General features: G+C 37.7%; 22 protein-coding genes. 13 read left to right on the top strand and 9 right to left on the bottom strand.

The window, feature by feature from the left end:
- Nucleotides 1-3: 3 nt before the first annotated feature.
- The 6 genes from AC2A07_RS04250 to AC2A07_RS04275 are packed head-to-tail and all read right to left on the bottom strand — an operon-like array spanning nt 4 to nt 6,586.
- Complete coding sequence (locus AC2A07_RS04250) at nt 4-654, bottom strand: class I SAM-dependent methyltransferase (protein WP_484049356.1); 651 nt, start codon at nt 652-654, stop codon at nt 4-6.
- Nucleotides 655-1,428: a heme ABC transporter ATP-binding protein gene (locus AC2A07_RS04255; RefSeq protein WP_314496483.1), complete on the bottom strand. Its 774-nt coding sequence runs from the start codon at nt 1,426-1,428 to the stop codon at nt 655-657. It abuts the gene before it with no gap.
- Entirely contained in the window at nt 1,428-2,468 is a 1,041-nt protein-coding gene (locus AC2A07_RS04260; RefSeq protein ID WP_314496486.1) for an iron chelate uptake ABC transporter family permease subunit, read from the bottom strand. Before AC2A07_RS04260 ends, AC2A07_RS04255 begins: the two co-directional genes overlap by 1 nt.
- Complete coding sequence (locus AC2A07_RS04265; RefSeq protein WP_314496488.1) at nt 2,452-3,330, bottom strand: heme/hemin ABC transporter substrate-binding protein; 879 nt, start codon at nt 3,328-3,330, stop codon at nt 2,452-2,454. Before AC2A07_RS04265 ends, AC2A07_RS04260 begins: the two co-directional genes overlap by 17 nt.
- 23 nt (nt 3,331-3,353) lie before the next feature.
- On the bottom strand, nt 3,354-4,439 hold the full coding sequence (locus tag AC2A07_RS04270; protein WP_484049357.1) for an HmuY family protein: 1,086 nt from the start codon (nt 4,437-4,439) through the stop codon (nt 3,354-3,356).
- Nucleotides 4,440-4,450: 11 nt separating this feature from the next.
- On the bottom strand, nt 4,451-6,586 hold the full coding sequence (locus AC2A07_RS04275) for a TonB-dependent receptor plug domain-containing protein (protein WP_484049358.1): 2,136 nt from the start codon (nt 6,584-6,586) through the stop codon (nt 4,451-4,453).
- Nucleotides 6,587-6,849: 263 nt separating this feature from the next.
- On the opposite strand from AC2A07_RS04275, the gene AC2A07_RS04280 reads away from it, so the two are divergent.
- The gene (locus AC2A07_RS04280) at nt 6,850-7,641 is read left to right on the top strand and encodes a T9SS-dependent choice-of-anchor J family protein (protein WP_314496498.1); all 792 of its coding nucleotides are present in this window, start codon (nt 6,850-6,852) and stop codon (nt 7,639-7,641) included.
- A 201-nt stretch (nt 7,642-7,842) separates the two neighbouring features.
- A complete protein-coding gene (locus tag AC2A07_RS04285; protein WP_484049359.1) occupies nt 7,843-9,144 on the top strand; it encodes a T9SS type A sorting domain-containing protein in 1,302 nt (433 codons plus the stop codon).
- 147 nt (nt 9,145-9,291) lie between these two features.
- On the opposite strand, the gene AC2A07_RS04290 is transcribed toward AC2A07_RS04285, so the two are convergent.
- From AC2A07_RS04290 to AC2A07_RS04300, 3 genes are all read right to left on the bottom strand, one after another.
- Complete coding sequence (locus tag AC2A07_RS04290; RefSeq protein ID WP_484049360.1) at nt 9,292-9,582, bottom strand: putative quinol monooxygenase; 291 nt, start codon at nt 9,580-9,582, stop codon at nt 9,292-9,294.
- Nucleotides 9,583-9,666: 84 nt separating this feature from the next.
- Nucleotides 9,667-10,551, bottom strand: coding sequence for a sulfite exporter TauE/SafE family protein (locus tag AC2A07_RS04295; protein ID WP_484049361.1), 885 nt, complete (start codon nt 10,549-10,551; stop codon nt 9,667-9,669).
- Nucleotides 10,552-10,728: 177 nt separating this feature from the next.
- Entirely contained in the window at nt 10,729-11,136 is a 408-nt protein-coding gene (locus AC2A07_RS04300; RefSeq protein WP_314496509.1) for an Rrf2 family transcriptional regulator, read from the bottom strand.
- A 140-nt stretch (nt 11,137-11,276) separates the two neighbouring features.
- Here AC2A07_RS04300 and AC2A07_RS04305 point away from each other — a divergent pair, with 140 nt between their 5' ends.
- The 11 genes from AC2A07_RS04305 (at nt 11,277) to AC2A07_RS04355 (ending at nt 24,213) form a co-directional block, all read left to right on the top strand.
- Nucleotides 11,277-11,705 (top strand): DUF4268 domain-containing protein, encoded by a 429-nt coding sequence (locus tag AC2A07_RS04305; RefSeq protein ID WP_484049362.1) that lies wholly within the window; start codon nt 11,277-11,279, stop codon nt 11,703-11,705.
- Between the two features lie 294 nt (nt 11,706-11,999).
- Entirely contained in the window at nt 12,000-12,812 is an 813-nt protein-coding gene (locus tag AC2A07_RS04310; protein ID WP_484049363.1) for a DUF2314 domain-containing protein, read from the top strand.
- A gap of 143 nt (nt 12,813-12,955) precedes the next feature.
- Complete coding sequence (locus AC2A07_RS04315; RefSeq protein WP_484049364.1) at nt 12,956-13,528, top strand: Crp/Fnr family transcriptional regulator; 573 nt, start codon at nt 12,956-12,958, stop codon at nt 13,526-13,528.
- A 174-nt stretch (nt 13,529-13,702) separates the two neighbouring features.
- On the top strand, nt 13,703-14,440 hold the full coding sequence (locus tag AC2A07_RS04320; protein WP_484049365.1) for an SDR family oxidoreductase: 738 nt from the start codon (nt 13,703-13,705) through the stop codon (nt 14,438-14,440).
- Between the two features lie 111 nt (nt 14,441-14,551).
- The gene (locus AC2A07_RS04325; protein ID WP_484049366.1) at nt 14,552-15,121 is read left to right on the top strand and encodes a Crp/Fnr family transcriptional regulator; all 570 of its coding nucleotides are present in this window, start codon (nt 14,552-14,554) and stop codon (nt 15,119-15,121) included.
- Between the two features lie 79 nt (nt 15,122-15,200).
- Entirely contained in the window at nt 15,201-15,938 is a 738-nt protein-coding gene (locus tag AC2A07_RS04330) for an SDR family oxidoreductase (protein WP_484049367.1), read from the top strand.
- Nucleotides 15,939-16,769: 831 nt separating this feature from the next.
- The gene (locus AC2A07_RS04335) at nt 16,770-18,800 is read left to right on the top strand and encodes a TolC family protein (protein WP_484049368.1); all 2,031 of its coding nucleotides are present in this window, start codon (nt 16,770-16,772) and stop codon (nt 18,798-18,800) included.
- Nucleotides 18,800-19,843, top strand: a complete 1,044-nt coding sequence (locus tag AC2A07_RS04340; RefSeq protein WP_484049369.1) for an HlyD family secretion protein — start codon at nt 18,800-18,802, stop codon at nt 19,841-19,843. The genes AC2A07_RS04335 and AC2A07_RS04340 overlap by 1 nt, the downstream gene beginning before the upstream one ends.
- 2 nt (nt 19,844-19,845) lie before the next feature.
- A complete protein-coding gene (locus tag AC2A07_RS04345; protein WP_484049370.1) occupies nt 19,846-20,823 on the top strand; it encodes a TackOD1 domain-containing metal-binding protein in 978 nt (325 codons plus the stop codon).
- A complete protein-coding gene (locus AC2A07_RS04350; protein ID WP_484049371.1) occupies nt 20,816-22,123 on the top strand; it encodes a glycosyltransferase family 2 protein in 1,308 nt (435 codons plus the stop codon). Before AC2A07_RS04345 ends, AC2A07_RS04350 begins: the two co-directional genes overlap by 8 nt.
- 59 nt (nt 22,124-22,182) lie before the next feature.
- The gene (locus tag AC2A07_RS04355; RefSeq protein ID WP_484049372.1) at nt 22,183-24,213 is read left to right on the top strand and encodes an LVIVD repeat-containing protein; all 2,031 of its coding nucleotides are present in this window, start codon (nt 22,183-22,185) and stop codon (nt 24,211-24,213) included.
- Nucleotides 24,214-24,325: the final 112 nt, after the last annotated feature.

A 24,325-nucleotide genomic window follows, 5' to 3' on the forward strand; every position in this document is an offset into this window, starting at 1 on the left:
GTCTTATTTTTTTATGGTTAAAACTGTATAAATTCTTTTGATGAGTCCGTCTCCGGTTTTGCTTTTTATTTCTTCTTCTTTTTCGGAGATTTTCATTCTTTTGAAGTGGCTTTGAGAAATCAACTCCTCCATTTCTGCGTTATCATAAAGTTTAAAATGATATTCGGTAAAGGGTAATTTTTCCATAAAATCCCTCTGTCCGAAACTAAGTACAAATGTTCCGTTATCTTTTAAGACCCTGTAAATTTCATTTAAAAATTCCATCGGGTTTTTCCAGAAATAAATGGTATTGACGGTAAATATTTTATCGAAAATTTCATTTTCAAACGGAAGTTTTACTCCGTCATACAGTACAAAATCAGCCTGATCTTTATGATCTGAATTTAATTTTTTTGCTTCATTGTGCATCGTTTCAGAAATGTCTATTCCTGTATACTTCACATTTTTAGCAATTTTTAAAAAACTCTTAAGGTGTCCGGCATTTCCATGACCGATCTCCAGAATATGCTCGCTGTCTTCAACAAGTAAAGCATGAATACTTTCCAACGTCATTCCAATGTTGGTGGCATGCATCATCCTACCGATCTCAATGCCTTTCTCCCCTTGCGGATTGGCCAAATTTTCTGCTAATATTTTTAAATCTTTCTGTTCCATTTATCCAAAAATAATCATTGGGTTTGCATTGACAGGATGTGGGCAGATCGTACATGGAAAATTGTATGCCTGTGAAATATTTTCTGAAGTAAAAACTTCTCCTGGTGTTCCGTAAGCGGAAACTTTCCCGGATTTCATTAATAAAATCTTATCTGCAAACTGCGCTGCCAGATTCAGATCGTGTAAAACTACAATGGCTGAATTGGCTTTCTTCGTAAACTTCTTAATGATCTCCAAAGCTTTGTACTGATGTTTAACATCCAGGTTGTTCAATGGTTCGTCAAGAAAAATCAGTTTATGCTCAATTTTATTTTCAACCTGAGCCATCACCCTTGAAAGATGGACACGCTGCTTTTCACCTCCTGACAAGGTATTGTAATCCCTTTCTTTCAAATGATACACATCAGTTTCGTACATGTGCTTATTCATTGCTTCAAAATCTTCTTTCCGGGGCTGTGAATCGAAATAAGGATAACGCCCCATCATTACGACATCCTTTACCTGCAAAGGAATTTCGTTTGAATTATGCTGTGAAAATTTAGCTTTATGCATCGATAACTCACGGACTTCCCAATCGGAAATCGGCTGATCCTTAAATATGATTTCCTGTTTTCCCTGTCTGACTTCATTTGCCAGGATACTCAGTAAACTTGATTTTCCGGCTCCGTTGGGCCCTACAATGACTAAAAACTCACCATATCCTAAAGTGATATCAACATCATCCAGAATAAAAAATTCTTTATGCTTATAATTGATCTGTTTCGCCTTTAACATCAAAGTGATTTTTTAAATTTAATCAAAATTGCGATAAAAACAGGTCCTCCGATAAGGGAGGTCAGGATACCGATCGGTAATTCGGAAGGTGCTACTATACTTCTGCTGATGGTGTCTGCAACCAAAAGCAGAATACTTCCCAAAACTGCCGACAATGGCAAAATGAAAGTATAATTTGATTTGAACAGAAGTCTTAAAATATACGGAACGATGAGTCCAACGAAACCAATCGTCCCTGAAAAAGCCACGCAGGTTCCCACCATTAATGAGGTGATCACAACAATCTGTTTTTTTAAACTTTCCACATTAATCCCTAAATGCTGGGCATCTCTTTCACCAAGCATCATGGCATTCAAAGCTTTCCCTTTCGGCAGTAAAACAATGTAAGAAATAATGATTACAATGGTCAGAACACTGTTTTTTGTCCAGGTTGCAGCAGCCAGGCTTCCCATATTCCAGAACGTCAGGTCTCTCAACTGCTCGTCTTTTGAAATATAAATAAGAAACCCTGTGATGGAGAAACCGATAGAGGTAATCGCAACACCACTCAACAACATCATGACCACATTTGTCTTTCCGGCGCTTGTAGAAATCCTGTAAACCAGCATCATGGCCAGTAAGGCTCCTATAAAAGCTGAAATACCGGTCAGTGAAAACTGCACCATCTCAGGAAGATACTGTTTGAAATGCCCTCCCAAAACAATTGCTATCGCTGCCAGTAAAGTTGCTCCCGAAGTTAAACCTATTGCCTCACCCGTTGCCAAAGGATTCTTAAAAAGACCCTGCAGGCTCGTTCCCGAAACCGCAAGCATACTGCCTATTAAAATTGCCATGATAATACGCGCAGCCCTGACATCCCAGATCACATACCGGTCACTTAATGCTAAATTGGGATCATCTGTAATAAACTGTTGTAAAACTGTAAATGGCGAAACCCCGTTAAAATCATAAACACCGATATAAAGTGCCCCTATTGCCAGCAAAACCAGCAGAAGGGCACTTATGATTACATAGAAATATAATTTACTTTGTGCTTTCAACTAAAAGTTTGTTTAGTGCAACTGCAGCCTCACCTAATCTTGGTCCGAAACCTGAAACAAGACCTCCGTCCATCGCAATGATCTTTTTATTCTTACCTGCATTGGTCTGAGAAACGCCCGGCATTTTCAATGCTCCTTCATTCCCTCCAGAACCTTCAAGACCGCTGGAGAAGAAAAACAGGACATCGGGATTTGCTTTAACAACCGCTTCCGGGGTTAAAGGTTTGAAATCTTCAAAATCATTAATGGCATTTTCACCTCCGGCAAGATTAATCAAAGCCGCCATAGGCGTATTTTTTCCTGAAACCATCATCATATTCCCTCTTGCATAAATGAATAATACTTTTGGTTTTTTGGCAATAGGCTGTACCAGTTTAAGATCTGCATCTATTTTATCATTTAATTTCTGAAACTCTGTGCTCCCTACTGCTTTTGCAACCTCAGCGATCAGTTTTTTTGTTCCGTCAACGGTAAATTCCTGTTTAAACAATTCAGTTTTGATTCCTGAAGCTTTGATCTTGTCTAATAAATCAGGATTGATATCTTTATCCGAAGCTAAAATCAAGGTCGGGCTTACTGCCATGATCGGTTCTATGGTCATTGATCTTACGTGACCCAGATCTTTAGCAGTCGCTTTTAACGTTTCAGGATAGGTACTGGTAACGTCGGTAGCTACAATTTCGCTTCCGTGACCTAAGGCACTTACAATTTCTGTAATTCCTCCGTTCAGAGAAACTATTTTATTGTTGGTCTTTGGAGTTTCGGATGAAACTTCAGTTTTGTTCTCTGTTGGCTTCCCTGCTTCTTTTTTGCATGAGTATACCGCCATCAGCACAGAAGCTGCAAGAATGAATTTTTTCATTTTTATTGGATATTTGATTGTTTCTATAGAGGTTTATATTCAAATTGAGGGAAGCCACGTTCTCCCGCTGTACTGGTAATTCTTGTAAATCTCAATTTAAAATAAAAACCTTCAGCATCTTTGACGACATAGAATCGGTCACCGAAAACCTCCAGACCGTTTGCTCCTACAGGATTTCTCCAGTTTGAACCAATAATACGCTGATCATTGTAAACAAATTTGGACTGTTGGATATCTGAAAGTTTAAAATTATTATACGCTTCTATTCCCGAAGCCGGCGCAGGTATTACCACTTCATAAGCACCTACTCCTCCCACATTGTTATGTGTGACAAAGTCTGCATAAATGTAACTTCCTGCCCCTGTAATTGTGTTGGTAAATACGGTAAAGCATAAATCCCAGTTTTTCTTTTCAGGCTGAATAAAAACCTCTTTATTATTAACAAGGCTGACAAAACTGTAATTATAAGCAGTATTTTTACTTATGATAAGCTCTCTGTGTTGAGATTCATTCAGATTTGCATATTTGATTTTGTAACCTGCTCCGGCTCTTGCGACCTGCACTTTCATCCAGCCTCTGTTATCACCTCCGGTAACAACGGAGCCAACCGGCACAGACCCGCTGTATATTTCTTTTCCCATATTAACCAGATAAACTGCATTATCGGCTTCAATCACTTTTACATCTTCAATTGCCGTATATCCTGACGGAAAGTTACCGTTTACATCATCTATATAAGTTACATTCGCAGGATTAAAATTAGCAACCTGAACCTGATTTTTAAGTGCTGTAACACCGGCATCTGTCACCAGATCTATATTAGTTGCATTCTCAATCTTTCCTGCTGCCATCATAACTGATGAATTCAGCACTATTTTAAACTCATTTCCGGAATACAGACCAAGGTCCCAGTCTGTTCTCTTTGTCAGTACTTCTTCCTGTTTACTCAGATCATACCACACCTGATTCGGCTGTGTAGGACCACCTACTACTGCATCAATTATTGAACCTTCTACAGGCGGCACCCCTACAGGATCTTCGTTATCGTTGATACAGGATTGAGATATGAATGAAGCCCCAACTAATAGGCAAAAAAGTATTTTTTTCATTTTAATTCTTATTAAAAATTATAGTTTAGACGGGCAAAGTAGCTTCTGCCGTAGAACAGGTTCTGCTGATCCGGACCGGCATTGTGGGAACCTCCGGAAATTACCGTATTTCTTACACTTGATACATCAAAAATGTTTTTGATTCCTAAACTCAGCTCTAAATGATTATTGAAAAACGGCTGTGTAAGGGTAAAGTTCAACATATTAAAATCACCTACTTCCCCTAAGATATATTCAGGAGTTGCTCCGGGATTCTGGTTAAACTTCTGAGTAAACTGTTTTCTGACTCCTGTATATTTATAGAATAATGCAAATAAAGTTTTCGTTTGATCCAATGTATAATTTGCTGCAAAATTGGCTTCCGTGTAAAAATTATAGTCATCCGGTGACACTACAGTCCCTGAAATCAGTTCCTGAGAAATTCCCATAACCGAAACTCCTGCACTCAGCATTAAATGGTTTTTACGCAGTGACACTCCTCCTCCAAACAGAAGGGATTTATAATTATTGATATTCAGATATGTATATTTCAGCGGCTCGTTGCTTACCACCACGCTTTCTATTCTGTCTTTTACATCCAAAAACATTCCTGACAAGCTTACATCAAGTTTCCATGAATTGGAAGATGGTAAACTGTAGTCATAAAACAATCCGAAAGAGTATCCTGTTTCCGGCTTAAGGTTTTCATTACCGCGGATATCATGGTTATTATCTACCACATAGGTGTAAAGCTCTTCGTACGTAGGAAATCTGTTTGACGAACCGAAAACAGCTCTGATATCTGACCTTTCAGTAGTATTATATCTTGCTGTCAGTGAATAATTATATTGTGAATCAAATTTATCACTTAAGGCTAATCTTACACCCGGACGTAATGAAAACCTGTCATCTAATTTCCATTCTGCCGAAAGGAAATTAGCATAATTAAAGATTGATCTTTTTATATTGATTCCATTATTATTAAATTCAAAAGTCGATGAACCTGCAAAACCACTGGTATTATCAAGCTCGTATCCTAACTGGAAATTAATTTTTTCACTGTCTAAAAAATTACTGAACATCCCTCTGGAATAAAATACTTTTGTATCGTAATATGTACTTTTTTCATCCTTTGAAATAACTTCTCTATTAGGAACATCATATAAATAATCCTGAGATTTTCTTTCCTGGGTCTGATAAGAAAAATCTCCATGATAATTAATTCTTGAGCCTAATCTTGTCTGAATATTAAATTGATGAATCCATCTTTTCGTGAAGTAGTCCCTGTCTTCTGATACAAACGTTCTTTCTCCTCCACCTAAAGGATAATCAGTAATTCTCGGGTCTCTGAAATTGATATTTTCTGAAAGGAAATTAACTTTATAGAAAAATGAAGTATTGTTTTTAGCATATCGAAGTGCCGCATTTCCTGTCATCTGATCTTTAGGAAGCCATTCGTATCCTCTCTTTTTGTCGTTACTTAAGTTGAAATATTTATACCCGTTCAAATCACCCTTGTAACCCTGAAAATCGTTATGATTTACATCTGCAGTCAATGACCAGTTATCTGAAAGTTTAAAACCAAGGTTTAAAGACTGGATATGGCGTCCGTTGCCTTTTTTATACCAGTCATAATCTTTCCCTACGGTCTCCTCCTGTAAGGAAAGAAGTGCGGTCACTTTCTTAGTATAATTTTTTTTAGTGATTATATTGATTACACCCGCTACTGCATTATTACCATACTCAACTCCCATCGCCCCTTTTACGATCTCAATACGCTCAATATTATTGACATTGATCTTACTCAGATCAATCTGGTTACCCATTCCCTGATCACCCACTACAGGAATATTATCAATTAATACTTTTGTGTAAGAACCTCCCAAACCCATTATCCTTGCGTTGGAATCACCGCTTCCGCTATTAGGTTCTATTAATATATTAAGATTTTGATTAAGTACTTCTGCTGCAGTTGTTACCGCCATATTTTTAATCTGCTGTGCATCAATCACCTCAACTTTATAAATAGATTTATTGATTGACTGCTGCATATACTGACCTGTGATGACGACCTCTTCTATTTTTTTCTGATTTAGAGAATCTTTTTCCTGTGCATTTATCCACAATACAGCTGATAACGACACGATTGAAAGGGCCTTCTTCTTCATAAATTCAAAATTTTCGACAAATATAGTGCTTTATTTAGAATAATTAAAAACAATTGAGATTTTACAAAATAATTTTACAGATTCAGTATTGATAACTAAATATTGAAAATGATAACTGATGTATGGATGATTATTTATATGGATGTTATTTTTTAAACAATATTTTATTAATAACATAAAAACAGGATAAAAATCATTGTTTTATTTAGAATAATTAAAAACTAATTGTTATTTTTGCTTCATAATTTAAAATAATAGAAAAAATGAAATTAAAATTACTATTTACAGGATTAGTTTTTTCAGCTTTCACCGCAAATGCGCAGGTAGCATCTATAAATGAGACGTTCGAATCTTTTACTACCGGAACGGCAGCTGTGTGGCCACAGAATGGCTGGTCTAAAATCGCCGGTAATTCCACTCCGAGAGTATATGCAGATGGTACCACTGACAAATATGTACAATTATATGGGTTTTTCTTCCCAGGAGTTGCCGCTTACTTAGTTACACCTCAAATTATTGCGCCAAACGGAACCAAATCACTCAAATTCACTTACGCACTTACAGCAGGATCAGGTGGTAACGGTACTTTGCAAGTAGGATTAGTTTCTGATAATACAACTGCAGGGGCACCAACTTTTACATCAATCAGCCCTGTGTATAATGTAACTTCTGCAACAGAGCAGACTGTAACTATATCAGTTCCGGCCTCAACCTCTCAGTATATTGCTTTTAAATTTGTCGGTGAAGTGAATCACTCAGCGATATTAATTGATGATGTCGTTTACAATACAACAGGAAGCTTATCCGTTTCTGATAATTTTAAGACAAGTAATGACATTAAATTTGCAGTAAATACAGAAAATACAGCTCTTCAGTTCGTTGGAAAAGTGCAGCCTAAAAATGTGGAAATCTATTCTGCTGCAGGTCAGAAAGTAGAAGCAGGTAAGGTAAATAACAGCAGTTTTGATATTACAGCTCTTCAGGCAGGTGTTTACTATATTCTTATTGAAACTACAGAGGGTAAGGCAGTAAAATCTAAATTTATCAAGAAATAATTTAATTCTATTTAAATATCCAGAGGCTGATTATGATCCATAGTCAGCCTCTTTTGTATACATAAAACTGATAATCAACCGAATAATCAAAAAAAAATGTCTTCAAATTATTAATAACAGGATAAATATCATGTTTTTATTTAGACTTATTAAAAATAATTACTTAGTTTTGTAGAATAATTCTAAATAAGAGATTTAACTATGAAAACAAAATTACTTCTGGCTTCTTTATTTGCCCTGACAGTTCAGCAAACCACTCTGGCTCAAACGGATGCCAACGGATACACGACGGTAAATCTTAGTATGGGAGCTTCTTATCAAAACAGGGTCTTCTATGATTTCAGCGCAAATACCATTGTATCCCAGCCTGCCAATACATGGGATATTGCTTTTTACAGAAACTCTTCAATGAATTTCGGAACAAGAATCAATGATGCTCAGAATGTTGAAGTTTATCAGGCTTCCAATAATGCAGCTAACTGGAACAGTATTACGACAAATAATATCTCAACTTACGGAGCACCGTTATATAATTTAGACAATACAACCGCTATTCAGCAAGGTGCTTTTGAACAGGGTTCTGCCACTTATGGATGGGGTGAATATAATCCCGGGAATCACCATGTAGTAGGAAGCGTCATTTTTATACTAAAATATCCTTCCGATGTATTCTATAAATTTATGATAGAAGATTATTTCGGGGGTTATACTTTTAAGTATGCTAAATGGAATGCTGGTACTTCATCGTGGGATTCCACTCAGACCAAAACTTTAGCCAACGGCACTGATGATGCTTTCTTCAACTATTTCTCTTTCACAACCGGAGAGAAAGTTTCTAATCTTGAACCGCCAAAAGCCAACTGGGATCTTATGTTTACAAGATACTGGAATGACTATCCGTACGTTGATCAGCAGGGAAACCCACAAACAATGAAATACAGGTTGTCCGGTGTAATCCAGAATACGAATATTACCGTAGCCAGGGTACAGCCGGAAATTCAGGCAACTTCAACCGCTACTTTACCGGCAGCAGCATCATTCTCCAGCAACATTACGACGATAGGACATTACTGGAAACCAACAATGGGTATTCCTTATTCTAATGTCGTTTTTTACATAAAACAGGGTAGTGATTATTACAGGATGTATTTCGTTTCAAATGACGGTTCATCGACAGGAAATATGTATTTCAAATATAAAAACATAACATCAGTTCTGGGAGTTACAGAAATCGGTAAAAAAGCTTCTTTCGGAATCTATCCTAATCCTGCGACTGCAGACAAAAGAGTCACGGTTTTATATGATGTAAAAGAAAAAGCCAATAACAAAGGTGCTGCGGAAGTGTATGATCTTTCCGGAAAAAAAGTTCACCAGGCTGAATTGTCAAACCAGGCAGGATTCTACCAGCAGGAATTGAATTTATCTCACCTTCCATCAGGTAATTATCTGGTGAAAATAACTTTTGGCGGGCAAACTGAAACCAAAAAATTAATCGTGAAATAATCAACGTTGAACGGTATAAATCAGCTCAGTTTAAAATTACAGTTGACTGTACAATTCAATATTAAATAATACTTTCTATTTTTTCTATAAAGGCAGTTTCATCATTCTTTGAAACTGCCTTTGCATTTTAGGTTGGCAAATTTTAATTCAATAAATTTTAAAACCTTTGTACACCTGTGCTGTTTCCGTTAAAATTCGGGAAGTATTCTGTCTGAATTCAAAAAGATGATCGGTTCCGTTGTGACGGTTGTGATGTTCCACACTTTCCCACAGCTCAATCAGGAAAAAAGTTCCTTTCTTCTCATTGTCTTCAATCAATTCGTACTGAAGACATCCCTCTTCCTTTCTGGTTTCTCTCACCAGTTTCTGAAAAAGATCTACTGCTTCCATCAGGTAACTTTCGTTAAACTTAAATAGTGCAACAATATGTAAATTCATACTTTATTTTTAGACTGTAAAAATAAAATATTTTCACTGTCTGCAAATATTCCTTATCTTAAATATTCTATAAAACTGAATGCTTCAGAAAATTGATTTGCAGATCGTAATCGAACTCATGATGATGACCAGAATCCCGATCACAACAAACATTTTTTTAACAGGAAGTTTTGCGGTAAGCATGGCAGAAAAAGGCGCCGTAATGATCCCGCCGATAAGAAGACCGAGAATAATGTTCCAGTGCTGGATTCCTAAGGTCAGGAAAAATGTGATTGCTGCAGTAATCGTTAAAATAAATTTTGCGACCGTTGAACTTCCAACGGCAAATCTCGGTGTAAAAGCATTCTTGATTAAAGTTCCGGTAACAAGGGGTCCCCATCCTCCCCCGGCAAAAGAATCGATAAATCCGCCAATGATTCCTAATCTCGTGAGGTTTGTTTTCTTTTTCAAGGCTTTATCCTGCTTAGGTTTAAAAGCATTCGATAAAATCCTGATCCCAAGGTACAGTGTATAAAAAGCAATAACGGTTTTGGTAATTTTAGAATAATATTCTCCCAGATAAGTTAGGCTCAGAGCCCCGATCACGGCTCCGATCACGGCAGGAACTGCCAGTCTTTTAACAAGACCTTTACTTACATTTTTCAGTTTGATATGGCTGATGCTTCCAGCGGCAGTTGTAAAACTTTCTGCAGAATGGATACTTGCACTGACAATATGCGGTGGAATGTTTAGAAATAACAGTGTGGTTGTACAGATCACTCCATATCCCATACCCATTGAGCCTGCGACAATTTCAGCAAAAACGCCTACCAGGAGCATCCAGTAAAAAATGTAATTGTCTTTTGCGAGAATGACCTGAAGTTCATCCCAATAACCCAGATTATAAAATAAGATAAATGCAGTAACCAAAACAGCAAGGGTGATAAGAAGCACATTGATCCTGATCTGAATTTTTCTGGAGATATCCATGATTAAAAGATCTTTACTTTACGCTGATGATCTTTAATATGTAACATAAAATTCTGCCCGGAGACAGAAATATTTTCTTTTGGAATCATACTTTATTCATTTGGAGTATTGCAAATATCTGATAAATTCGCTATCCTACCAAACGGGTAGACTACATATTCGAAAAAATATTTCTGATCAGTCGATCAGATCCAGCAGTGTTTTTTCTTCCAGTATTTTTAATGAAGCATCCCGGACTTCGATCAGGACATCATGAAGGCTGCAGTGATCTTCGTTGCAGTTTTCACATTTTTCATAGAAATTGAGACTTACACAGGGAAGCATGGCTATGGGTCCATTGATCAGACGAATGATCTTCGCCAGATTTACTTTTTCAGGATTCTGTCGCAGGAAATATCCGCCGCCCTTCCCTTTCTTACTGTCGAGAATTTCAGACTTTTTCAGTTCTAATAAAATATTTTCAAGAAACTTTAACGGAATTTTCTTATACTCGGCAATTTCTGATATAAGAACAGGCCCCTCATTCCTTTTTTCTACAAGATATGAAAGTGCCTTAAAAGCATATTGAGATTTTTTTGACAGCATCACAGCAAAAATAAGAAAATAGTTTGATATATGTATTCATTCGTTGATAAGCCGTTGGATGCCGTCAATAATTGATTTGAGTATATAAAACATCGGATTGCAGTTTTCATTTTCCGGTTAAAATTCACTAATTTTGTTCTATGTTCAGTAAACAGGAGGCTCAGCAGTTAAAGAAAGAATTTTGGACGGCTTTTGGAAAATCATTTCCGAGAAAGTGGATTTTGTATGATACCAAAGTCAAAGATTTTTCTTTTAAATTCAATGCAGACAACAAAAAAGCAGAAGTTTCTTTAGAGATCGAAATGAGGGATGAGGTTTATCGAAATGCTTATTATGAAAAGATCTGGTCACTGGAAGATATTTTAAAAGATTTCATCGGGGAATTTCAGAAGGAAGAATATTTCACGTTGGAAAACGGAAAAGTAATTGCGAAAATCTGGATCGAAAAACATAATGTATCCGTATTCAACAAAAATACCTGGCAGGAAATTTTTGAATTTTTTGTGGAAAAAATGGATGCTTTTGAAAGATTTTATTACGAGTATGAAGATTTTATAAAAGACGTTTAATATAATTGTAATGATCTTATTTGAATTTTTATCAGAACTGATAACTCCATTACTTCGGATGATCTTCGAAGTCATTTTTGAGCAGTTCATTGGTGAAATCTCTCGGTTTGTCTTCAGAAAAACCGATCAGTTCCTCAGATTTATTTCAGACAATCTATTTTAATTGTCATTGCAAAAGTCAACCTTTTGTTTAATTTTCAGTATTTTAGTTTAACATTCCTTATCAGTCTTCGGTGAATTCAAATTGTTGAAGCTGAAAGTTACACAAACCAATCAAATCACATTATTTAAACCATGGAAAACAGTACCCTATTTTTTGCAGACGGTGCCGATTCAAAAATGATTGCCGCGTATAAAAACGCTCAGGAAACTTTCAAATATTTCTGGAGAGAACAATCCTGGGAATACAGAAGAATTATTCCGGGACTTACCGTTTCATGTGTGAAAGTAGCTTTTTCTCAGGAAGACCCTGATTCTGAACAACCGATCGTCGAACATATGTGGATCAATGAAATTGACTTTGACGGCGATAACGTAAAGGGATACCTGATCAACGAGCCTAATGAACTGACCAATATCCAGGCAGGAGATTATGTTAACATTCCGTTGGGTGAGATCAGCGACTGGCTTTTTGCTATCACCCCGACAGAGAAAAAATCAAAATTCTCCCAACTTTTCTCTTCTCCTTCTCTTCCCAAAGCTTACGGTGGATTTACTATTCAGAAAATGCGCGCAGATATGTCCGAATCTGAAAGAAAAGACCACGACAATGCCTGGCAGCTTGATTTCGGAGATTTTAATATGGTAGAAGTAGTTCATGAGCAGAAAGAAAAACCTGAAAATCTTACCGAACATCCGATGAGCATAAATATGAAAGAAGATTTTGTAAAATTCCTGAATGAATATCCTGCCGAACTCACAAATGCAGACGAAAACGGGATGACCCTTCTACACAGAGAAACGATTGCCGGAAATTTAAGTTCGGTAGAAGTGATTCTTGCGTCGGGAGCTGATCAGAATATAAAAACCAATCATGGTAAAACGGCTTTGGATTACGCCAGGCAGCTGAACTGGAAACACCTGATCCCGGTGTTGGAGAAAAATTGAGTTTGAGAAATGCGAGAAAATAAAAACTGTAAAATTCAAGCCCAAAAATAACAGGAGAGACTTTCAGAGTTTCTCTTTTTATTTTTAATTAATATTTACCTAATGACGAATCCTGCAAAAATTTCTTTGTCTAAATTGCACCTATGAAAGAACTGTTTGATTTTATTTTGAGATTCGGGAACCTCAACCCCCAGCAAATCGATTTTATCAAAAGTAAAGCAACTGAAATCACCATTCTGAAAGATGCTTATTTTTCAGAAGCAGGAAAAGTTGCCAGTCAGGTGGGTTTTATACATGAAGGAATTCTCAGGGTCTGTTATTACAGTAATAAAGGAGAAGAGATCACGAAATACTTTATCGAAGAAAACAATCTCGTGGTAGATCTTGAAAGTTTTGATAATGAGCTCCCTTCAGTCGCCTATGTACAGGCGGTTACTGATTGTAAACTGATCATTTTTCAGAGAAAAGACTGGCTCGAACTTTTACAGACCATCGTAGGTTGGGATGCCATTGTTCACAAAATAATCTCGAGAGCATTGATGCAGAAAGTGGAAAGAAGAAGCCCTCTGGTCTCTGAAGATGCAAAAACACGCTATCTGAAATTTCTGGAAATCTATCCTAATTTGGTCAACCGAATTCCCTTATCCTATATTGCATCCTACTTAGGGATTACTCAGTCATCACTTAGCAGAATCAGGAAGAACATTCATCTGTAAAGATTGGAAAATCTGAAATTTTCTGAGCCCGCAAACTTTATGATGGCTGATTTTAATACTCATCTACCAAGTTTCCATATTTTTTTTATCCAACAAATGTTTTTTGCCAAATGACAAATCAGATCATCTTAAAATAGATCAACTTTGCACTGTACAACATAAAAAAATAAGAAAATGAAAACCGTACTCATAACAGGAGCCAACAGAAGCATCGGTCTTGAAACCGCAAAACAATTTTCACAGAAAGGATTATTCGTTTACCTGGGAAGCCGAGATATCGCAAAAGGTGAAACTATTGTAAAAGAACTTTCTGCACAGGGATTTGATAACATTAAACCTGTGGAAATCGACGTCACCAATTCAGAATCAATTTCAGCAGCAAAAGAAACTATAGAAAAAGATAAAGGGAAACTCGATATTCTGATCAACAACGCCGGCATTTTGGGGGTAAATCCTCAAACAGCTTCAGAAACTTCTGTGGAAGATATTAAGGAGGTGTTTGAGACCAATTTTTTTGGAGTCATTCGAGTCACTCAGGTATTTCTTGATCTTTTAAAAAAATCTGACAGCCCGAGAATCAGCAATATCACTTCGGGATTAGGCTCATTAACCTTACACAGTGATCCGGTTTGGAAATACTATCAGGTAAAAAATGCTGCTTACGGTCCTTCAAAATCTGCTTTGAATGCGTATACCATCGTATTGGCGTATGAACTAAAAGATCTGCCCTTCAAAGTAAATGTGATTGATCCAGGTTATACAGCGACAGACTTCAATCATCACAGCGGTCCCGGATCTGTGGAGAGTGCTGCAGATTTTATCGTTAAACATACGCTAACGGACGAAAATGCACCGACCGGACAGTTTTACAGCAACGATATTGAGGACGAATCTGGAATCAGCCCGTGGTAGTTTTTGTATTAAAATGCTTTTAATCATCAGATCATTGAGAAACCCGAAGGTTTCTCTTTTCTTTTTACCGAATGGTAAATCTTAAAATACCGTTTTTACTTAAATTGCACCATGAAAGAATTTATTAATTTTCTGCTGAAATTCGGAGATCTTAATGGTCATCAGATTGATCTGATCAAAGAAAATGCTTTCGAAAGAGCACTGAAAAAAGATGATCACTTTGCCGAAGCAGGAAAAGTGGTTAAGGAAATTGGTTTTGTAACAGAAGGTATTTTAAGAAATTATTATTACAATAATCACGGGGAAGAGATAACAAAATATTTTGTTGAAGAAAAAAATATGGTGATCTGTAAAGCCAGCTTCGATAACGAAATACCTTCCACCTCTTATCTTCAGGCGGTTACAGACTGTACCCTTATTACTTTCCCCAAAAAGAACTGGGAAGAAATTTCAGATACCATAATGATATGGGATCGCCTGATGCAGAAAATCATTTCAAAAGCACTGATCAGGAAAGTGGAAAGAATAAGTCCTCTGATTTCTCAGGATGCCACTACCCGGTATCTTGAATTTTTGGAAGAATATCCCGGTCTCGCCAACCGTGTTCCTCTTTCCTACATCGCTTCGTATCTGGGAATAACACAGCAGTCTCTCAGCAGAATACGAAAGAATATACGCTAAAGCACTTTTTACCAATTGGTAAATCGTTTGATCCTGCAAAGGTTCAATTTTGCTGTTATCAATTTTAAATATATAAAAAATGAAAACAGCATTAATTACAGGCGCTAACAAAGGAATTGGTTTCGAAACTGCAAGAAAGCTTCTACAGAAAGGTTATTTCGTTTATCTGGGCAGCAGAAATATTGAAAATGGTCAAAACGCTGAAAAGCAGTTAAAGTCAGAAGGCTTTTCAAATTTTGAGATACTGCCTCTTGATGTCAACCTTCAGGATTCTGCAGATCAGGCGAAAAAACAGATTGAGCTGAAGACCGGAAAATTAGACCTTCTCATAAATAACGCGGGGATCAGCGGAACATTACCACAGACTGCTTTAGAAACACATCCCGCAGAATATGAGAAAGTTCTTCAGACCAATCTCTTCGGTGTGATGCGCATTACTCAAAGTTTCATCAGTCTCTTAAGAAAATCAGAAGCGCCCAGAATTGTAAATGTCAGTACAAGTGTCGGTTCGCTGACAACACAAAGTGATCCGGAATGGATGGCTTACGACAGTGCCAAATATGCTGTGTATGCTGTTTCAAAAGCTGCAATGAACATGTATACTGTTATACTTGCATATGAACTCAGAGATTCACGTTTCAAAGTCAATGCAGTTTGCCCGGGTTACACTAAAACAGATTTCACTTATCAGCAAGGTGGAGATGTAGAAGTTGCTGCTGAACGAATTATTAAATACGCATTGATCGGTGATAATGGCCCCACAGGAAAATTCTTCAGTGAAGAAACCAATCCTGAATCCGGTGAAATAGCATGGTAATGTAAAAAGACTTTTTTAATGACTTTGCCTATAAAATGGATTAAAATTCCTCTCCTATGGAGCGGTGGATTTTTACAGGGGAAGAAGACTGGGTGGTTAAAGAAGGTTACATTTAAACAGCTAAAGCACTACACGAACCGAAGTCTCCCGTCAGTTCGAGCTCCGTCAGTTCGAGTGTTTTTCACAGCAAAGCGGAGAAAAATGTATCGAGAACCTGTGAACCACAGACAAAATTTGTCTTTAAAAAAAACTTCTCAATACGGTTTTTTACAAAACCTACTTGAAGTGACGCCCTGTCCACACTAACCGAAGTCGCCCGTCAGTTTGAGCTCCGTCAGTTCGAGTGTTTTTCATAGCAAAGCGGAGAAAAATGTATCGAGAACCTGTGAACAACAGACAAAATTTGTCTTTAAAACAAAACTTATTGATACGTTTTTTTCAAACCTACTCGAAGTGCCGAATAGAAATCCATGTTGAGATTCTTTCAGAATGACAAATGCTGTGGTAATTTTAATATGACTGAAAGTAATATTGCTATAACAATTACGTCCGGTTTATATAAAATTACGAAAGAATTAATCTCGGGAACCATCGAACTGAAAACACAATAAATAGTATCATTTTAACAAGCGGTTCAACGAAATTTTCCTGAAATTTGCAGAATACTTTTTGCATATTTTTATATCATAATTGTTTATCGCAATAAATAATATTAACTTTCAGACAAACTGATATTTATCATTTAAAAAAACAATGAAATGGACGCCACTCGTTTCATCTTTATTAGGTGAAAAAATAGTAAATTTGCCAACTATTTCTAAAATATTAATAATGCGAAAAACACTACCTCTTTTATTCGTCACCCTGTTTTTTATTTTCTCTGACGCTCAGACAGCAACACCTTTACATATCAATACCCAATCTTTGTCAAATCTTGTTATCGATTACAAGAAAATTTATATAACGACAAAAGATATCATCTCCAATCTTTTAGCAGAAAATAAAAGATCTGCTAATGAACAAAAAAACGGAATTATACGAGCCGACCGACTTTTCTCATATGCTGAAGAAAAAAAATCTCTGAAAACAAATCCCACGTTTAAAAGTGCTCCCACGATCAACTGGACTTCAGAGGTTAATTATAATTTCAGTCCGGGTTTTGCAGAAGAAGATAATATCTTTTACCGCGCCAGAATATCTTCCGGACTTGACTGGCTTGCTTTGGGACAGGGCAGCGAGAAAAACCAAAAACTGCAGAATTCAATAACAGCACGCTCCGCTGAATACAGCTTACTTGAAAAGAGCCAATATCTGAAACAACATTCGTACACTGAAACACTGAACAATCTGAGAGTTGCTTTTGATCTCAAAAAGATAAAAATATTGTCTGACTACGAAACGGTACTCAAACTCACCCAGCAATTGTATGAGAAACAAAATAAACTGGCATTAAAAAATGACGCAGAACTTGCCTATAAACGACATCAGCTCACTGCCGTTTCTATAGAAAAAAAATCACTTCAAAATCTTTTGGGCACCAATCCAAGTGAAGGTATTTTTAACAGTGACTTCATGCAGTCTTCACTGCCTGAACTCATTCCTGTGGAAAAACTGGATCTGACGCATGTCGTAAAAGATAAGAAAATGGCTCTGCAGCTTCAGAAAGAGATGCTTCAGTTTAACCAGAAGAAAGACAGACAGCTTGACCTCCGCGTCAAACTGCGTTATAATTATTATTCAACGCCTGTCAATGACAGGAATTTTGCAAGTGTGGGAGCCAGTATCAATCTGCCGGTCACCAGAAGCAAATCTGATATGTATGACGAGGCTGCTTTACAATATAAAGAAAGCGAGCTTGGAAACCTGCTGAATGTGTACCGTGACCAGCTTTCTGCAATCTACAGAGCGTACTATGAACTGCATGCTTCCATTCAGATTCTGGAGAGTGAGAGTAAGTATCTTGAATCTGAACTTAAGGTAAAGTCTGAAAATGAAAACAGCAAAACCTTCAGTCCTGCAGCTTATCTTGAGACCGCTGAGAAATTTTTCAACAACCAGATTCAGCTCTGCGACCAGAAATATGAACTATACAAAAAATACAGCGAGTACAGAATGATGTCCGAAACAGAATCTCAGAAAGAACCCCTCTCATCAGCCGTCAATACGGATAATGCAGGGCTTGAAACCTATATATGGAGCAGTTTGTTTAACAATTATTCTAACGATTACATTATCACTCTTTTAAATCACTGGCATATCAACAGGGTTTTTCTATCCATCGGGAGTGTAACGGATATGATCAAAGTTGAAAATTTTAAAACCATGGCTGCTGCCAATAATATTCTCGTTTACCGACTGATCGGAGAAAACTCTTATGCTGCAACAGATAACGGATTCGTTAACTTACAGACAGCATTGATCAATGCAAAAAATGCAGGTTTTGCAGGCGTTCACCTTGATATTGAACCTCATACCTTTGCAGATTATAAAGATAATGTAGAGCTTTATTCTCAAAGGCTGATCAACCTGTTTACCCTTTCAAAAATATGGTGTGACCAGAACAATATGGCCATGGGGGTGAGCGTCCCGATGCACCTCCCTACGAATGTTGCCTACTCTTTAAAAGAAAATAATGTCATGACTTATATTATGGCTTACGATGTACTGAAGCTTGATAAAAAAATTGCAAAAACCTCGGTTATAAGAAATATATTAGGAAATGATTTTTCAGTATGGGTATTCCGTATTAATGATTTTCAGAATTTCTCTGATCTGCTCGATGCTGAAGCTACCGTTCAGAATAATAATATTAACCAGATCGGATACTACGATCTATCCCAAATGAATAATTTTAAACCCTAATGAATATTGATTTTACAAAAGACAACATTCATGATAACCAGTACGAACAACCCGTAAAAAAAAGAAAATGGGACCGATGGATTTATCTTGGCATTTTACTGATGATTCTGTTTTCGTTATTGAGATGGATGATAAGTTCATGGATTTTCAACTATGCGGACGGATTTCTGATGCAACAGCAATTTGATGTAAAATTTACAAATGATATCCGGATCCTGACCTACTATCCAAAAGAAGGCAATACCATCAAAAAAGGGGATACTTTATTCAGTTATGAGTTTTTTTCAGATCTTGCCATGTTTAAAAACCTCAAACAGGACTCTATGAAAAACCTCGTCAGTGATGTGACATTTCAAAATGACATCTCATCATTTGATGCGGATATTGCCAAAAAAAGCGTCCTGCTGAAAGATATCCAGAGCAGAATCACCCACTGGAAATCCGAGAGGAAAAGAAAAGAAAGTTTGGTTTACCTCAACCAGATCACTCCGATCGAACTTTCGACGACCGACCGGCAAATCGATGATCTGAAATATCAGTACCAGACCATTAATGCTGAAATTTCAGCCCTGCGATACCAGAAATCTGCACTTCTGGCTCACAACATGAAAAAAAACGCATTGGTCTATCATCAAAATAAATCTTCTAATTTCCAGAACTTCTACACCTCTCCTATTGCAGGAAACCTTGACCGTTTCAGGATCGGAGCCGGGCAGGCAGCCTACAAATCTGATATCATCACATCGATTACGCATAAAGGACAATTTGTAAGGGCGTATATCAATATTGAGGATCTGGACGATTTTCATGAAGGGGATCACGTATCTATCAAACTTCCTTACGGATTTAATTCAACCCTTACAGGAAAAGTCAGAAAAATGTATTCTATTTCAGAAATCAGGGATAAATCCACAATCGATAATTCACTCAAAGACGAAAAGTACGGAGTGGTGATGGATATTGTACCTATTACCGGAAAAACCTGGGAAAATGTGAAAATAAGCAACATCCCTGTAAAAGTAAGGAAACTAAAATTCAGCTAAAAATGATTCATACATCTCAGAACACACTCGCTCTTGAAAATGGAATAACCGCTGTTTTACTGCATGATAGTGTTTCAAAAAATGAAATCCCGGATCACAGTACTGCTGACGTATGGATTATCAACCATGAAAAACCATGGGTTGTCAAACAGTTTCTGCAGAGTATCATCAGACATCCGGACCCGCGTGTTTATCTGAAGCCTGTATTTTTACAGAAAGACTTAAAAAAAGCCTACCGGGAAAAGAAAAACTACAACCTCAAACATCTGTGTGACGGATATATTGATCATCTCCGTCTCGATAACCGGGTTGCTTCTGTAGAATTTATTCTTCATTTCATCAAAAATATACCCAATCCTGAAGGCATGTACGCTGACGGGATATTACAAAAAACATTACTGTATTATTATTCCAGGAATAAAGACATTGATTTTCACGAAAGTTCAGACTCACTCAACGGCTATACCTATCCAAGGATCGAATCTCAGTATTCAAGCCGTAAAGAATCATATCTTTATGCAAAAGAAATGCTGACTGATGCTTATAAAAGCGGGTTTCTTACCCGAAATTATGCAGACACTTCACACCTTTGCCACAAATGCAGTTCGGGATTTTTAAATTACAGGGAGGAATGCCCGAAATGCGGAGGACATAATCTCCAGGTCAGAAGCCTGATCCATCACTTTCGCTGCGCTTATGTAGCTTCAGAAGATCATTTTCAGAAAGGAGAAAGAATGATCTGCCCAAAATGCAGTACAGAATTAAAAAATCTTGGGGTAGACTATGACAAACCAAGCAAAATATTCTACTGCAGAAAGCACGATTGCAGGCACGAATTTCAAAAACCCCTGATCGGCGTACGGTGTATCAACTGTAAAACTGAGCAGTCACCTTCTGAGTTAACAGTAGAGAAAATCTACAACTATGAAATCACCTCTAAGGCCATCGATGACCTCATAATGCCTCATTCCATTGGATAGTTTCTGGAACGGGCTCTATTACGCTCTGCATCATACGGATTGGGAAACAATGCTTAACTGGGGATGGTATATTTTCTTAATAGACATTCCCCGATTTCTGATTCTTGAAATTGCCGTTTTGTTTGCGCATTTCAGGAACCGGTATTTCAATCAGGATCAGTGGAAGGAAGCCAAAAGAAAATTATGGGAGGAGCAGCCTCTGATCACGGTTCTTGTACCCGGACATAATGAGGGGAAACATCTGTATAAAATGGTGGTTTCTATGCAGAAACAGACCTACCGCAACATTGAAATTGTTGTTGTAGATGACGGATCTACAGATCACACCTTTATTATTGGCAGTTCTTTTGAAAAACGGGGTCTTATCACAAGGTTTCTGAGAAATGACATCCGTGGAGGGAAGGCATCCGCAGCCAACCTTGGGCTCAGCTATTCAAAAGGAAAATATGTTGTACATATTGATGCAGATTCTTCCTTGGCTCCCGATGCGATAGAGAAAGCACTTCTTCCGTTTTATAAGTATAAAGATGTGGGTGGTGTCGGCGGAAACCTGATGGTAAGAAATGACCGGGATTCACTGACTTCTACCATGCAGTACCTTGAATATCAGCAGTCGATCAGTATCTCCAGAATCGTCCTGTCAGAAATCGGAATTTATAAAATCATATCCGGGGCATTTGGCGTATTTCCGAGAAAAATCCTGGAGCGGGTCGGCGGATGGGATGTCGGTCCGGGTCTCGACGGAGATCTGACGGTGAAGATCAGGAAGATCGGCTACAAAATAAAATTTGAAGCCCGTGCAGTCTGCAATACGCATGTCCCGACAGAATGGGGGAAGCTGGCGAAACAGAGACTGCGATGGTCCCGGTCACTGGTGCGGTTTCGGCTCCGTAAACACCGTGATATATGGATTCCCAACAAAAATTTCAGGCTTTCAAATTTTTTTTCATTCTTTGAAAATGTATTCTTCGGACTCGTTTTAGACATCACCTGGATGTTTTATATGCTGCGAATAATAATTGAATATCCTGAGTTCCTAATATTTTGGTTACCAGTAAAATATTTACTATATTTGTGCCTCTATTTGATGCAGTTTTTAACATGTTTAATAATCGTTAAAGACAAGAAAAAGTTTATGTCAAAAATCATCTACGTGCCACTCTATCCGTTATACATGGGTTACTTTATGCGGACCGTGCGAACGATTGCCTATTTTGACGAACTCTTTTTTTATGACTCTTATAAAGACCCCTGGAATCCTCAAAAGACCTCCAGGAAAGCAGATGAATTTGATGCTTGATTCCTACACCATTTCCCAATACGTCAATACAATAAACAATACCAACAATACTAATCTCCATGATTAAAAAATTATCAGCTATCGCAGGATTAATTCTGCTTGTTGCTTCTACAGGATGTTCATCTGAAAATCCATTAACTTCTGAAGAAACAGAAAACCTACAGTCGATCTCCAACAGCGACATCACGCTGCAGTACGGCGGAACTGCCCTGAGTAAAGAGATCGAGCTCAAAAACAACCCGATCCAGTTTGTACAGTTCGGAGGGGCAGGTCAGAAATCATCTGCTTCTACCCAGAAGACGGTTGTCTACACTCCCAATCTATCCGGAGCAATCGCTGCCACGGGAGGCAACTGGTACAATATCAACAACGGGGAAACCTATTACATTCCCGAAGGTACTACTTTTACAGGAGGATTTAATTTTAACTCTGCCGGAAAAATTATCATCTTAGGTACCCTGGGCGGTTCAAACTGGACCAATGTACCGAACGGCGGACGTGTTGAAGTAGGAAACAACGGAAAAATAGTTTCTTCTGCGAATTTCCATCTTAATTCAGGCGGAAGATTGGAGAACTACGGTATCGTAGATTATACAACGTCTTCTGTAGACGGTCTGATCAATAACTACAATAACATAAAATTCACAAAAGACATCAGCCTGAATGGAGGTTCTACGGTGAATAACTACTGTAAAATGGTTTTTGAGCAGCAGTACAACTACATCAACTCGCAGCTTAACAATTCAGCATACCTTACTTTTGCAAAAGGATTTCATATTAACGGTTCGGGAATCCTTAACCTTCAGCCACAGTCATATACAGAGATTACCGGCGGAAGTGTATCAATCGACGGAAAAATAAGTAACTCAGGGAGCAGCTTTGCAAGAATTGATTTTGTAAACTCTTCTTTCAGCAATATCAACGCTTCTCCTGCCGTAACAGGTCTGATCGATATGAACTTTACCAATACTTCATATTCTATCTTACAGAGCAATAACAGAATCAACAATCAGGTAACTCTAAACGGTAATACATATATTGCTGCAGGGGAATGTACACCACAGAAAGGAACCTCTCCATGTACAGACAGCCAGCTGCAGTTTTCTCTGGTAGCCAATGTCGTAAGCCCTGTTCTTAATAACAGTACGCTCAGTGCTACAGGAGTAAGTGTAAACAATGGTTTTGCCTATGTGTCTTACCACAGCAACGATGCAACTTCTTCTGCAATCACCCAGGGTGCTCTGAGAATTATTAATGTAGCCGACTACAATACTCCTTCAATGGTCAGCCAGGCTTTATTTAATAATATTGAGTTTAATCATGTAGATGTTGCCAATAATAAGCTTTATGCTACAGGAGGTGATAAGAACGGTGCCAAATTAGTGGTGAGCCCTCTTATCAACAACGTATTTAATACCCAGGACCTGTCACAGTTCATGACGTATAAACTTCCAAGTTCTACAGCGAAGAATTCTTATTTTTACAATAATGCTCTGTATGCCGTAACAGGTGCTACAGGCGGGGGACTTTTCAAACTTGACCCAAGTACTAATTTTACGGTGAGCAGCACTTTATCCGCTACCGGAGAAAAATCTAAATTCGTGGCGCATAATGCCAGTTACCAGGTATACTTTACGACAGGAAGTACCGGTGCTTCTCTGAGAATAGCCAATGCGGATGGCCTGAGTGCACAGACGTATAACTACCCTACCCTTACACAGACGGTTACAGACGGTAAAAATGCGATTACTTTAGATGATGAATATGCATACCTTGCATTAAGTGACAAAGGGGTTGCAAAAATTAAACTGAGCAACGGTCAGCTGACCAGTACTTTTGTACCGAGATCATTCCAGATCAGCAGCCAGAATGTATTCAGCCAGACCGGTCTTACGAATGCCGTGGCAATCAACAACTGTTACCTGTACCTTGCCAACGGTACTGACGGTGTGATTGTTCTTAATAAAAACACATTCAATGTAGTAGGATACTTTAAGCTTAACGGGTCTGCCAATTACATTTATATAAACAATAATTTAGCCTATGTTGCTACAGGCAAAGCAGGTCTTAATATTATTAAAATCAACTAATCTTATTCAGATTGCAGGGACATCCTGTGAATGATTAATATATGAAGAAAGGCTGTCCGAAAAAGGACAGCCTTTTTTTATGCAGAGATTTTAAAAATTTCAAAATAAAAAT

It is taken from the genome of Chryseobacterium sp. HNCC26DJ238, assembly GCF_057180465.1.

What these genes read in the sequence shown, in the direction of transcription:
- AC2A07_RS04250 (WP_484049356.1), bottom strand. Translation starts at nt 654, where the DNA reads ATGGAACAGAAAGATTTAAAAATATTAGCAGAAAATTTGGCCAATCCG.
- AC2A07_RS04255 (WP_314496483.1), bottom strand. Translation starts at nt 1,428, where the DNA reads ATGTTAAAGGCGAAACAGATCAATTATAAGCATAAAGAATTTTTTATT.
- AC2A07_RS04265 (WP_314496488.1), bottom strand. Translation starts at nt 3,330, where the DNA reads ATGAAAAAATTCATTCTTGCAGCTTCTGTGCTGATGGCGGTATACTCA.
- AC2A07_RS04270 (WP_484049357.1), bottom strand. Translation starts at nt 4,439, where the DNA reads ATGAAAAAAATACTTTTTTGCCTATTAGTTGGGGCTTCATTCATATCT.
- AC2A07_RS04275 (WP_484049358.1), bottom strand. Translation starts at nt 6,586, where the DNA reads ATGAAGAAGAAGGCCCTTTCAATCGTGTCGTTATCAGCTGTATTGTGG.
- AC2A07_RS04280 (WP_314496498.1), top strand. Translation starts at nt 6,850, where the DNA reads ATGAAATTAAAATTACTATTTACAGGATTAGTTTTTTCAGCTTTCACC.
- AC2A07_RS04285 (WP_484049359.1), top strand. Translation starts at nt 7,843, where the DNA reads ATGAAAACAAAATTACTTCTGGCTTCTTTATTTGCCCTGACAGTTCAG.
- AC2A07_RS04290 (WP_484049360.1), bottom strand. Translation starts at nt 9,582, where the DNA reads ATGAATTTACATATTGTTGCACTATTTAAGTTTAACGAAAGTTACCTG.
- AC2A07_RS04295 (WP_484049361.1), bottom strand. Translation starts at nt 10,551, where the DNA reads ATGGATATCTCCAGAAAAATTCAGATCAGGATCAATGTGCTTCTTATC.
- AC2A07_RS04300 (WP_314496509.1), bottom strand. Translation starts at nt 11,136, where the DNA reads ATGCTGTCAAAAAAATCTCAATATGCTTTTAAGGCACTTTCATATCTT.
- AC2A07_RS04305 (WP_484049362.1), top strand. Translation starts at nt 11,277, where the DNA reads ATGTTCAGTAAACAGGAGGCTCAGCAGTTAAAGAAAGAATTTTGGACG.
- AC2A07_RS04310 (WP_484049363.1), top strand. Translation starts at nt 12,000, where the DNA reads ATGGAAAACAGTACCCTATTTTTTGCAGACGGTGCCGATTCAAAAATG.
- AC2A07_RS04315 (WP_484049364.1), top strand. Translation starts at nt 12,956, where the DNA reads ATGAAAGAACTGTTTGATTTTATTTTGAGATTCGGGAACCTCAACCCC.
- AC2A07_RS04320 (WP_484049365.1), top strand. Translation starts at nt 13,703, where the DNA reads ATGAAAACCGTACTCATAACAGGAGCCAACAGAAGCATCGGTCTTGAA.
- AC2A07_RS04325 (WP_484049366.1), top strand. Translation starts at nt 14,552, where the DNA reads ATGAAAGAATTTATTAATTTTCTGCTGAAATTCGGAGATCTTAATGGT.
- AC2A07_RS04330 (WP_484049367.1), top strand. Translation starts at nt 15,201, where the DNA reads ATGAAAACAGCATTAATTACAGGCGCTAACAAAGGAATTGGTTTCGAA.
- AC2A07_RS04335 (WP_484049368.1), top strand. Translation starts at nt 16,770, where the DNA reads ATGCGAAAAACACTACCTCTTTTATTCGTCACCCTGTTTTTTATTTTC.
- AC2A07_RS04340 (WP_484049369.1), top strand. Translation starts at nt 18,800, where the DNA reads ATGAATATTGATTTTACAAAAGACAACATTCATGATAACCAGTACGAA.
- AC2A07_RS04345 (WP_484049370.1), top strand. Translation starts at nt 19,846, where the DNA reads ATGATTCATACATCTCAGAACACACTCGCTCTTGAAAATGGAATAACC.
- AC2A07_RS04355 (WP_484049372.1), top strand. Translation starts at nt 22,183, where the DNA reads ATGATTAAAAAATTATCAGCTATCGCAGGATTAATTCTGCTTGTTGCT.